This window comes from Pseudoduganella plicata (assembly GCF_004421005.1).
GTDB classification, from domain to species: Bacteria; Pseudomonadota; Gammaproteobacteria; order Burkholderiales; family Burkholderiaceae_D; genus Rugamonas; species Rugamonas plicata.
Map to the genome: position 1 here is coordinate 1,444,191 of NZ_CP038026.1, position 11,299 is coordinate 1,455,489.

Annotated in this window: 9 protein-coding genes; 1 reads left to right on the top strand and 8 read right to left on the bottom strand. The window is 64.0% G+C overall.

Annotated elements, in window-relative coordinates; translation table 11 throughout:
• Window positions 1-30: 30 nt before the first annotated feature.
• The 7 genes from E1742_RS06275 to E1742_RS06305 form a co-directional block, all read right to left on the bottom strand.
• Window positions 31-1,773, bottom strand: a complete 1,743-nt coding sequence (locus E1742_RS06275; protein ID WP_134384043.1) for an IlvD/Edd family dehydratase — start codon at window positions 1,771-1,773, stop codon at window positions 31-33.
• Between the two features lie 251 nt (window positions 1,774-2,024).
• Complete coding sequence (locus E1742_RS06280) at window positions 2,025-3,086, bottom strand: aldose epimerase family protein (protein WP_134384044.1); 1,062 nt, start codon at window positions 3,084-3,086, stop codon at window positions 2,025-2,027.
• A gap of 66 nt (window positions 3,087-3,152) precedes the next feature.
• Complete coding sequence (locus E1742_RS06285; RefSeq protein ID WP_134384045.1) at window positions 3,153-4,100, bottom strand: glycoside hydrolase family 43 protein; 948 nt, start codon at window positions 4,098-4,100, stop codon at window positions 3,153-3,155.
• A 30-nt stretch (window positions 4,101-4,130) separates the two neighbouring features.
• The gene (locus tag E1742_RS06290; protein WP_134384046.1) at window positions 4,131-5,477 is read right to left on the bottom strand and encodes an MFS transporter; all 1,347 of its coding nucleotides are present in this window, start codon (window positions 5,475-5,477) and stop codon (window positions 4,131-4,133) included.
• Window positions 5,478-5,558: 81 nt separating this feature from the next.
• The gene (locus E1742_RS06295) at window positions 5,559-8,234 is read right to left on the bottom strand and encodes a TonB-dependent receptor (RefSeq protein ID WP_134384047.1); all 2,676 of its coding nucleotides are present in this window, start codon (window positions 8,232-8,234) and stop codon (window positions 5,559-5,561) included.
• Between the two features lie 171 nt (window positions 8,235-8,405).
• Window positions 8,406-8,669 carry a hypothetical protein gene (locus tag E1742_RS06300; protein WP_134384048.1) on the bottom strand — a complete coding sequence of 88 codons (264 nt, stop codon included), beginning with the start codon at window positions 8,667-8,669 and terminating at the stop codon, window positions 8,406-8,408.
• Between the two features lie 43 nt (window positions 8,670-8,712).
• Window positions 8,713-8,913 (bottom strand): hypothetical protein, encoded by a 201-nt coding sequence (locus tag E1742_RS06305; protein WP_134384049.1) that lies wholly within the window; start codon window positions 8,911-8,913, stop codon window positions 8,713-8,715.
• Between the two features lie 59 nt (window positions 8,914-8,972).
• On the opposite strand from E1742_RS06305, the gene E1742_RS06310 reads away from it, so the two are divergent.
• Window positions 8,973-9,626 (top strand): response regulator, encoded by a 654-nt coding sequence (locus E1742_RS06310; RefSeq protein WP_134384050.1) that lies wholly within the window; start codon window positions 8,973-8,975, stop codon window positions 9,624-9,626.
• Between the two features lie 61 nt (window positions 9,627-9,687).
• Here the strand turns inward: E1742_RS06310 and E1742_RS06315 are convergent, their stop codons facing one another.
• Window positions 9,688-11,190: an AMP nucleosidase gene (locus E1742_RS06315; protein WP_371860228.1), complete on the bottom strand. Its 1,503-nt coding sequence runs from the start codon at window positions 11,188-11,190 to the stop codon at window positions 9,688-9,690.
• Between the last annotated feature and the right edge of the window lie 109 nt (window positions 11,191-11,299).

The following is an 11,299-nucleotide window of genomic DNA, read 5'->3' on the forward strand; positions in this document are numbered from 1 at the left end:
TCCGGCTGTCATCGCGGCACTTCGTTCTGATTAGTGGGAATGCTTGGGTACGGCGGAACCGCGCATGCCGACGAGGAAGTCGAAGTCGCAGCCCTCGTCCGCCTGCAGCACGTGATCGATGTACAGCTGCTGGTAGCCGGACTTGGCACCCGCCACCTGCGTTTCGGCGCGGGTGGCCAGGCGCTGCTTCATCTCTTCGTCCGAGATCTCCAGATCGAGCTTGCCGCCGGCGCAGTCCAGCGAAATCATGTCGCCGTCGCGGACGATGCCCAGCGGGCCGCCGGCCATGGCTTCCGGCGCCACGTGCAGCACGACCGTACCGTAGGCGGTGCCGCTCATGCGCGCGTCCGAGATGCGCACCATGTCCTTGATGCCCTTGGCCAGGATCTTCGGCGGCAGGCCCATATTGCCCACTTCCGCCATGCCCGGATAGCCTTTTGGGCCGCAGTTCTTCATGACCAGCACGCAGTTTTCATCGACGTCCAGGTCCGGATCGAGGATGCGGGTCTTGTAGTGATCGAAGTCCTCGAACACGATCGCGCGGCCGCGGTGCTGCATCAGGTGCGGCGATGCGGCGGAAGGCTTCAGTACTGCGCCGCGCGGCGCCAGGTTGCCGCGCAGGATGCAGATGCCGCCGTCGGCGATCAGCGGATTGTCGATCGGACGGATCACTTCTTCGTCGTAGATCGGCGCATCCTGGTTGTTTTCCCAGATCGTCTTGCCGTTGGCCGTCAGGGCATCCTTGTGCGGCAGCAGGCCGTTTTCGCCCAGGCGGCGCAGTACGCCCGGCAGGCCTCCGGCGTAGTAGAACTCTTCCATCAGGAAGCGGCCGGACGGCAGCAGGTCGACAACGGTCGGCGTGCCGCGGCCGATGCGGGTCCAGTCTTCCAGTTCCAGGTCGATGCCGATACGGCCGGCAATCGCCTTCAGGTGGATGACGGCATTCGTCGAACCGCCGATGGCCGCGTTGACGCGAATGGCGTTTTCGAATGCTTCGCGGGTCAGGATTTTAGAGAGGCGCAGGTCTTCCCACACCATGTCGACGATGCGCATGCCGGACATATGCGCCAGCACGTAGCGGCGCGCGTCGACGGCGGGAATGGCGGCATTGTGCGGCAGCGACGTACCCAGCGCCTCGGCCATGCAGGCCATCGTGGATGCGGTGCCCATCGTGTTGCACGTACCGGCGGAGCGCGAGTGGCCCGCTTCGGCGGCCAGGAAGTCGTGCATCGTGATCTCGCCAGCCTTGACCTGCTCGTGCAGCTGCCAGACGGCGGTGCCGGAGCCGATGCTCTTGCCGTTCAGTTTACCGTTCAGCATCGGGCCGCCGGTGACGACAATCGCCGGGATGTCGCACGACGCGGCGCCCATCAGCAGCGCCGGCGTGGTCTTGTCGCAGCCGACCAGCAGCACGACGGCGTCCATCGGGTTGCCGCGGATCGATTCCTCGACGTCCATCGACGCCAGGTTGCGGGTCAGCATCGCGGTGGGACGCAGGTTCGATTCACCGGAGGAGAACACGGGGAACTCGACGGGCCAGCCACCGGCCTCGATGATGCCTTTCTTGACGTGTTCGGCGATCTTGCGGAAGTGGGCGTTGCAGGGGGTCAGTTCCGACCAGGTATTGCAGATGCCGATGATCGGCTTGCCCTGGAACTCATGGTCGGGAATGCCCTGGTTCTTCATCCAGCTGCGGTACATGAAACCGTTCTTGTCCTGCGTGCCGAACCACTCGGCCGAGCGCAGCTTTACATTCTTCTTTGTCTCTGACATGCATTCCTCCATGTTGTGCCAAGGCCCGACGCGTGGCTGTCCTCGACGGGCTGCGATTGAAGCATGGTAGAACGGTCAACGATATCTTTCCAATGAATAAAAAATTGGCTGCGATATAGAAAAAGATATCGACTCTGCACAAAATGGCGGAAAGGCGCCGATCAGAACGAAAAAAGACGGGCGCGATACTGCGGGACATCCGTCCCGCAGTATCGCGCCCGTACCGTTCCTGACGCTTGTGCCGCGGCGCGTCAGTTCTGGATCGTAAACCTGTAAAGAGACCGGGTGGAATACGTCTCGCCCGGCCGCAGGATCGTGCTCGGGAACTCCGGCCGGTTCGGCGAATCGGGGAAATGCTGCGGTTCCAGGCAGACCGCTTCGCGATGGCCATACGTCCAGCCCTTACCGGACAGCGACCCGTCCAGGAAGTTGCCGCTGTAGAACTGCACGCCAGGCTCCTGCGTGTACAACTCCAGCACGCGGCCGGAAGCCGGGTCGCGCAAGGTGGCGGCCAGGCCGAGGACTTTCGATTCGGCCTTGTTCAGCACGAAGTTGTGGTCGTAACCAAGGCCGTTCTTCAGCTGCTCGTCGTTGGCATCGATGCCCTGGCCGATGCGGCGGGGCTTCCTGAAGTCGAACGGCGTGTACTCCACCGGCGCCAGCTGGCCCAGCGGAATGGAATTGCTGTCGATGGGCGTGTAGCGGTCCGCATTGATCTGCAGTTCGTGGTCCAGCACCGTGCCCTTGCCGGCCAGGTTGAAGTAGGCGTGCTGCGTCAGGTTGACCGGCGTGGCCTGGTCCGTGGTCGCGTGGTATTTGACAAGCAGCTCGTTGGCGTCGTTCAGCTCGTACGTGACCGTCACTTCCAGGTTGCCGGGGTAGCCCTGGTCGCCGTCGGGGCTCGTATGCGTCAGCTTCAGGCCGATCGACAGGTCGCCCACCATGGGGACCGCATGCCAGACTGCCTTGTCGAAGCCTTTCGAGCCGCCGTGCAGGTGGTTCGGACCGTTGTTGACGTCAAGCTGCACGGTGCGCCCGTCCAGCTGGAAGCGGCCGCCCGAAATGCGGTTGCCGTAGCGGCCGATCAGCGCGCCGAAGTATGGCGAATCGCTGAAATACGGTTCCGGCGTATCGAAGCCGAACGTGACGTCGGCCAGGTTGCCATGCCGGTCCGGCACGTGCAGCTCGGTGATGATGCCGCCCAGGTTCGTGATCTTCACGACCATGCCGCTGCGGTTACGCAGCGTGTAGAGGCTCAGCGCGACGCCGTCCGGCGTCTGGCCGAACGGTTCCTGTTCTATGGAGAGTTCCATTCGTTTCCGTTTCTTGTTCTCAGCGCCGGCTGCCCATGACGAGCGCCGGCACCTGCCGGCGGCCGCTCAGGCGATGGACGGGCGGCCGAAATCCGGCATGCCCGAAGCGTCCCAGCGCAAGGGTTTGACGAACGTATGGCGGTCCGGATTCCACAGCGGATCGCCCACGATTTCAGTATAAGTCCTCGCATGATAGACCAGGAGCACGGTTGAACCGTCTTCGGCCACCGTGAAGCTGTTGTGGCCAGGGCCGTAGACCTTGTGTTCGAAGCACGTCTGCAGCACCGGCTTTTCCGATTTGTGCCACGACGCCGGATCCAGCAGGTCGGCATTTTCATCCGCCCACAACAGGCCCATGGCGTAGTTGTGGTCCGTGGCGCTGGCCGAGTAGCTGATGAAGATCTTGCCGTTCTTTTTCAGTACCGACGGACCTTCGTTGACGAGGAAGCCCTGGCATTCCCAGTCGTGCTCTGGCTTACTCAGCATGACCGGCTCGCCCTCGATCTGCCACGGCGTCTTCATCGGCGCGATGTACAGGTTCGAGTTGCCCTCGATGTCCTCGTGCTTCTGCGCCCACAGGTAGTACAGCTGGCCCTTGTGCGTGAATGTTGTCGCATCCAGGCAGAAACTGTCGATGCCGGTGTCGACCTGGCCCATGAATTCCCAGGTCCCTTCCAGCGGATTGGCGCTCTCGTTGCGGATGGCGTACATGCGATGCTGGAACAGCTTGTCCTTGATCTCGCGGCTGGGCGCCGCGGCAAAGTACACGTACCAGGCGCCCTGATTGAAGTGAATCTCCGGCGCCCAGATCAGCTCCGAGTAAGGACCCGTATCGGGCTTGCGCCAGACGTCGCGCGTTTGCGCGCTGGCCAGGCCTTCGATGGTCTTGGCGCGGCGAAGTTCGATGCGGTCGTACTGGGGCACCGACGCCGTAAAATAATAATAGCCATCCGTGTGACGATAGATATAGGGATCGGCGCGTTGCTCGATCAGGGGTTGCAGGACTTCGGACAATTCGTTCTCCATTCAAAACAGATAAAGCGTTCAGCCGGCCGCGTAGCCATGCGTGCGCATCTTGGCTTTCACGGTGCCGTAGTATTCGTCGCTGATGCGGTAGCGGAACATCAGGAGCCCCATCACCAGGTGGAAGAAGCCCGGGATCACCGTCAGCATCAGCGCGATGCCCGTCAACGCCAGCGGCGTTTGCGCCACGTTGGGCTGGTACTGGAAATGCGTCAGCAGCACGCCCACCAGCACGCCGGCGATACCCATGCCCGCTTTCTGGCAGACCGAGATGCCGCCGAAAGCGAAGCCCGACACGCGCGTGCCCGTCTTGACCTGGCCATAGTCGATGGTCTCCGCGATGGCGGACCAGAACACGGGCGCATGCAGGTCGACGATGAACGACAGCGCGAAGTACAGGATAAAGGCCAGCACCACGTCGCCCGGCTTGACGAACAGGTAGATCGCAAGGCTCAGCAGCGCGACGACGACCTGCGAATTGCGGAACAGCTTGACCTTGCAATAGGACTTCGTGATCCACGTGGAGGCCACCATCGACAGGATCGCGGCGGCCACGCCGGTGGACAGGAAGGCCGACACGACGGCCTCGTTGCCGCCCAGGTAATACTTGGCGTAGTACATGGCAACCGAGCCGCGCACGACATAGCCGATCGTGCCGGTCACGCAGGCGCCGCACAGGATCAGCCACTGGTCGTTCTTGAGCAGCACCTTCAGCTGGTCCAGCAAGGGCTGGCGCTCCACCACGTGATGCACGCGCTCTTCGGTCGAAAAGAAGCAGAACAGGAACAGCACGACGCCCATGAGTGCCATCACGGCCATCGCGGCCTGGTAGCCGATGGCGGGATTGCCACCGCCCCACGCCTTGGCCAGCAGAGGCACGATGATCGTGACCATGAACGCGCCGATCTTGGCGAAGAACAGCCGGTAGCCGTTGGCGGACAGGCGGTCCTGCGGGTCGCTCGTCAGGCCGCTGATCAGCGAAATGTACGGGATACCGACACCGGCCGTCATCAGGGTCATCATGATGTAGGTGGAATAGGCCCAGACCACCTTGGCGTCATAGCCCCAGTCTGGCGTGCTGAAGACGAAGAACACGGAAACGCCGTACGGCACGGCCAGGAACAGCAGCCATGGTCGGTAGCGGCCGAAGCGGTTGGTAAAGCGGTCGGTGATCTGCCCCATCACCAGATCGGCGACGGCGCCGATCACCTTGACGGCGAAGAACAGCAGCGCCAGGTCCTCCGTGTGCAGGCCGTAGATGTCGGTATAAAAGAAGGTGATGATCAGCATCATTGACGAGATCACCACGTTCAGGGCCATGTCGCCCGCGCCAAAGCCTACTTTTTCAACCGTCGATAATTTTTGCATCGTCTATCCAATCAGAAGGACCGCGGGGCGCCGGCCGTCGACCGGCCAGCGCCCCTCTTTCACTGCAACCGTGTTACAACGTCAATTCTTCCAGCGCAGCGCCACGCCGATGGTGCGGTCGTAACGGCGGATGTCGCGCGCCAGTTGCGGCACCGAGTGGTAATCCTTGTACTTGAAGTCCGTCAGATTGGTGCCGTCCACCGTCAGGCTGACGTTCTTCGTCAGCTTGTACGTGACCGACGCATCCAGGGACTTCATCGGATCGACCACCAGGTCATATTGCGAGGCGCGGTAAGCATACTCGGAGACGAAGCGCGAGCGCCAGCTCCAGGCCACGCGAGCCGACCAGTCGCCGCGCTCGTACAGGCCGATCAGGTTGTACGCCCACTTCGACATGCCGGCAAAGCTGTTGACTTTGCCGTCCGGCTCCGTCAGGCCGCCATGCGTATACGTGCCGTTCGCTTCGACACCGAAACCGCTCAGCCAGCCCGGCAGCCAGTCGTAGAACTGCTTGTACGCGATCTCGACGCCTTCGAGCTTGCCGTCGCTCGTGTTGTACGGGCGGCTCACGTCATAGGTGATGCCATCGTAGGTCTCCGGCGTGGACTTGCGGCGGATGTAGTTCTTGAATTCGTGCGAGAACACGGTGCCCGTCACGGAGCCGGTCGGCGCGAAGTACCACTCCAGCGACGCATCCATGTTCTTGCTCTCGATGGGCTTCAGGCTCGGGTTGCCCGACGTGCCGGTCGCCAGCGTCGTATTGCCCGCCGCGTGCAGCACGAGGCCCGGATTGAAGTCGACGAACGCCGGACGCTGCGTGGCCTTGCCCCAGGTGAAGCGGGCCTGCAGGTCGTCGCGGAACCTGGCGCGCAACGCCACGTTCGGCAGGTAATCGGTGCCCGTCGTCTTCGTGCTGGCGCCGACCACCGCGTTGTTGATGAGCGAATTGCCGCGCAGGTCCTGCTCCGTGCGCACCGCACGCAATCCCACCGAGCCGTCCACCGGCACCGACCATGCGTCGAACGCGATATCGGCCTTGCCGTAGATTGCCTGCGTCTTCTCGATATCGGCGTAGTACGACAGCGGGTCTTCGGGATTGGGCGTCGTCGTCCCCGTGAAGGTCTGGCGCAGGTCGCTCGTGTTGTTCAGCAGGTAGCCGGCGCACGGGATCGGAAACTGCGCGATGCCGTAATTGCCGGCGGTGGCCGGCGACAGGCACGTGAAGCCGGGGATCGAGTTGATCATCACCTGGTTCGGCGAATACGCGCCAGGATGATTCACGGAGCCCTCGATGCCGTGAATCGACGTCGCGCGGCGCTTGGCGATGCGCACGCCGCCCGAGAACTCGCGGAAGAAGCCCTTGTTCGCCGGCTCGTATATGGCATCGAGCCGCCAATCGGTGGAGCTGCCTTCGTCGTGGCCGTGCTGGTCGAAGAATTTCTCGAGGAAGAAGTTGGAACCGGTCGTGATGTCGGAACCCGGATACGTGATGGAACCGACGCCGTTATCGATACTGCCGGAGACGTTGGGCATGTAGCCGACGATATCGACGATCGGATTCTGGTTGCGGAACTTGCTGGTGGTGCGTGCCAGCTCCGTCTTCAGGCGCAGCCGGTCGTTGACGTCCCACGTGGCGCCAGTGGCGGCCTGAGTCGTGCGCGAATATTGGCGGCGGCCCTGCGTGGAGCTCAGGGTCCACTGGTCTGCGCCGTCCTTCGAGATCGACTGCAGGTAGTTCGTGCCAGGCACGGTGGCGATCGTCGCGCCCTTGTTCAGCGGCAGCTGGCCAAGGAAGAAGTTGGTCTGCGCATCATGCTCGATGCGGGTGTTGATCACCTCCGCGAACACTTCCACGTCCGAGTTGGGGCGCCATTGCAGCACGCCGTTGCCGGCCCAGCGCTTGCGGTCGCCCCCGGTCATCGTACGGCCGATGGTGTCCGGGCCCGTCAGGCCGTTCTCGATCGACAGCGGGATGCCTACCCACGCGGCTTCGTCCTGGTAGCGGCCGCGCTGGTACGAGTAGCCCAGCAGCGCGCCGAATTCGCCGTACGCCGTCTTCCAGCGGTTCGACACCATGCCGGACAGCTGCGGATCGGTGGCGCTGGACTTGTCGCGGTTCTCGGCACGGCCCATCAGGCTGGCGGTGTAGCCCTTGAAGTCGAACGGACGATTCGTGCGCACGTCGATGACGCCTGCGGTGCCGCCTTCGACCATGTCCACACCCTGCGATTTGTAGACGTCCAGGCGCGACAGCATCGTCGTCGGGATATCGGCCAGGAACAGGCTGCGGCTCACCGCCGAGAACATCTCGCGGCCATTGAGCAGCGTGACGGCGCCCGGCAGGCCGCGAATGACGACGTTGCCCGCCTCGCCCGCTTCGCGGATGATCTGCACGCCCGTGATGCGGCCGAGGATCTCGGCCACGTTCTTGTCGGGGAATTTGCCGATGTCGTCGGCGACAATGGAGTCCACCACCTGTTCGTTATTCTGCTTGAACGCCTGCGCGTTGCGTGCCGCGCTGCGTATCCCGGTGACGGTGACCACGGCGCCGGTCTGCGCGACGGCGTCGCCCGCGCCGGTCGCCCCGGCTGGGCTGGCGCCTGCGCTGTCTTGCGCGCCCGGTTGGACGGCGACGCCCTGCTGCGCCCAGACAGAGGCGCTACTCAGCACGCCGGCAGCGGCCAGCACCGCAACGGTGGCTTTCAAAGCTGAAGGGCAGGACTTGGGCGCGGAACGGCCCGAAGGGATGGTCTTCATAGGTCTCCGATGTCTTATAGTTATGATGCAGTTTTGTAACTGCTTTGCTCAATTTGCATCTTAGGGTCGGGAAGCAATTCTATCCAATCAATTTTTGCGCAGTTGCGATACTTTTTTTGGTATCGAACGGCGTAACAGATTGATGGTTCGCCGCTGCGCCGGTGGTGACGTTCAGGCGCCGGTCATTGCGAGCACGCGGTAGCGCGCAGGGACCGCGGCCGTAGCGGCGATCAGCAGCGAATGCGTGGCCAGCGTGGCCAGGCAGTCGACCACTTCCTCAGGCGCGATGCCATACGCCGGCAGCAGCGCGACGGCATCGGCCAGCGCAAACCAGGATGGAAAGCAGCGCAGCGCCGTCAGCGCGGGACCGGTCGGCAAAGGCAACAGGGCCCTGCCCCATGCCAGGGACGCGGACAGGCGCCGGGTGGCACGCATGGGCGCGTCGCGGGACAGGGTCGCCAGGTTGGCGTGGGAGCCGTCAGCGTTCGCAGCGCGTCTCCGTCCTGCGCACATGCCGCGCCACGCGCAGGACCGCCTCGCCATCGGCCTGCAATGTCTGCCGGCCGGCGGCCAGGACGCGCAGCGCGGGCAAGCGCCGCGCCAGCATCGTCCAGGCGGCTGACGGCGTCGACGAACAAGCCCGCGCCACTCCCCCGAAAGGGGAAGGGGACGCCGCCATACCCGGCTGCGGGGGGGGGCGGTGTAAGATGCCTTCTCTATTCACTGTACGGCACTGACATGGATGAACTGGAGGACGCGTTCCGGCCCTGCCCCGCACGGATACGCGTCATGGTCGTGGACGACCATCCCCTGATGCGCGAAGGGATCGCCGCCGTGCTGGCCGTCAGCGGGCGCTACCAGCTGGTGGCCGAAGCGGCCGATGGCCGCGAGGCGGTCGAACAGTTCGTGCGCCACCAGCCGGACGTCACCCTGATGGACCTGCAGATGCCCGTCATGGGCGGGCTCGATGCCATCGTGGCGATCCGCGCGCTGGCGCCGCAGGCCCGCCTGATCGTGCTGACGACGTACAAGGGCGACGTGCAGGTGCTGCGCGCGCTGAAATCCGGCGCCATGGGCTACCTGCTGAAAAGCGTGCTGCGCACGGAACTGGGCGACGCCATCGACAAGGTGCATGCCGGCCAGCGCCACATCCCGCCGGAAATCGCCGTCGAACTGGCGGCGCACATCGATGCCGACACGCTGTCCGCCCGCGAGGCGCAAGTGCTGCGCTTTGTCGCCCACGGCAACTCCAACAAGCGCGTGGCACTGGCACTGGGCATTGCCGAGGAAACCGTCAAGGCGCACATGAGTACCGTGCTGGCCAAGCTGGGCGCGCGCGACCGCACGCATGCGGTCACGATTGCGATCAAGCGCGGGATCCTGGAACCTTAGAAAATGCCGAGGACAGGCACCCTTTTTCAGGCGGAGCCCGAAAAAGGTGCCTGTCCCGCGGTTATTGAAATGCCACCTCCGCAAAACTGCGCAACTTGCGGCTGTGCAGCCGGTCGACACCCAGCGCCCGCAGCATCTCCATCGCGCGGATGCCGATGCGCAGGTGCTGGTCGACGCGGTCGCGATAGAACTGGTTGGCCATGCCCGGCAGCTTGATTTCGCCATGCAGCGGCTTGTCCGAGACGCACAGCAAGGTGCCGTAGGGGACGCGGAAGCGGAAGCCGTTGGCGGCGATCGTCGCGCTTTCCATGTCCAGCGCCACCGCCCTGCTTTGCGAGAAGCGCCGCTCCGGGGTGCGTTGCGGCAGCAGCTCCCAGTTGCGGTTGTCGGTACTGGCCACCGTGCCGGTGCGCAGCACGCGTTTCAGGTCGTGGCCCGTCAGCTGCGTCACTTCCGCCACCGCCGCCTCGATCGCCACCTGCACCTCGGCCAGCGCCGGCACGGGCACCCACAGCGGCAGATCCTCGTCCAGCACGTGATCCTCGCGCACGTAGCCGTGCGCCAGCACATAGTCGCCCAGCTGCTGCGTGTTGCGCAGCCCCGCGCAGTGGCCCAGCATCAGCCACGCGTGGGGGCGCAGCACGGCGATATGGTCGGTGATGGTTTTCGCGTTGGCCGGGCCGACGCCGATATTGACCATGCTGATGCCGGTGCCGTCGGCGCGGATCAGGTGGTAGCCCGGCATTTGCGGCAGCCGTGGCAGCGGCGCGCCGATGCCGTCGCCCGGCTGTTCCGGCTGGCCGGCGCGGCGCGTGACGATATTGCCCGGCTCGACGAAGGCGACATAGGCATCGTCGTCGCTGACCGCTTCCCGGCTCATGATGGCATGGCCGAGCCGCACGAATTCGTCGATATAGAACTGGTAGTTCGTAAACAGCACGAACTTCTGGAAGTGTTCCGGCGACGTGCCGGTGTAATGGCGCAGCCGCTGCAGCGAATAATCGACGCGCGGCGCGGTAAACAGCGACAGCGGCAGCGCTTCGCCAGGCGCCGGATCGAACGTGCCGTTGGCGATGCCGTCGTCCATCGCCGCCAGGTTGGGCAGGTCGAACACGTCACGCATCAGCTGGCGCCGTTCCAGCGGCAGGCTGCCTTCGATGTGATCGTGCTCGGCAAACGAAAAATGCACGGGGATGGGCTGCGACGACAGGCCCACTTCCAGCTGCATGTGCTGGCGGCCGTGGTTCGTCAGCAGCAGCCGGAACTGCTCATGGTAATAGCGGGCGAACAGGTCGGGCCGCGTGAGTGTCGTCTCGAACGTGCCGGGACCGGCCACGAAGCCGAATGCGAGGCGCGAATCGGCGCGCGCGAACGTCTCGCTCTGTACCCGTACGAACGGGTAGCAGGCGCGCACGTGTTCCGCCGGCGTCTCGCCTTCGACGAAGCGCTGCAGCGCTTCGCGCAGGTGGCGGATGCTGCCGTCGTAAAGTGCTTTCACATGCGCCAGCGCGGCGGCCGGATCGTCAAAGCGTTCAGGGGGGACGAAGGGACGGGTGGACACGATCAACTCCTGTGGTTTTGTTGTTTTGCCATCGTACCATCTGCACCGCACCCCTGCAGGCCACGCACCCAACGTTGCAGTGTTTGCAATGACATATGCCGATGAAGGATAA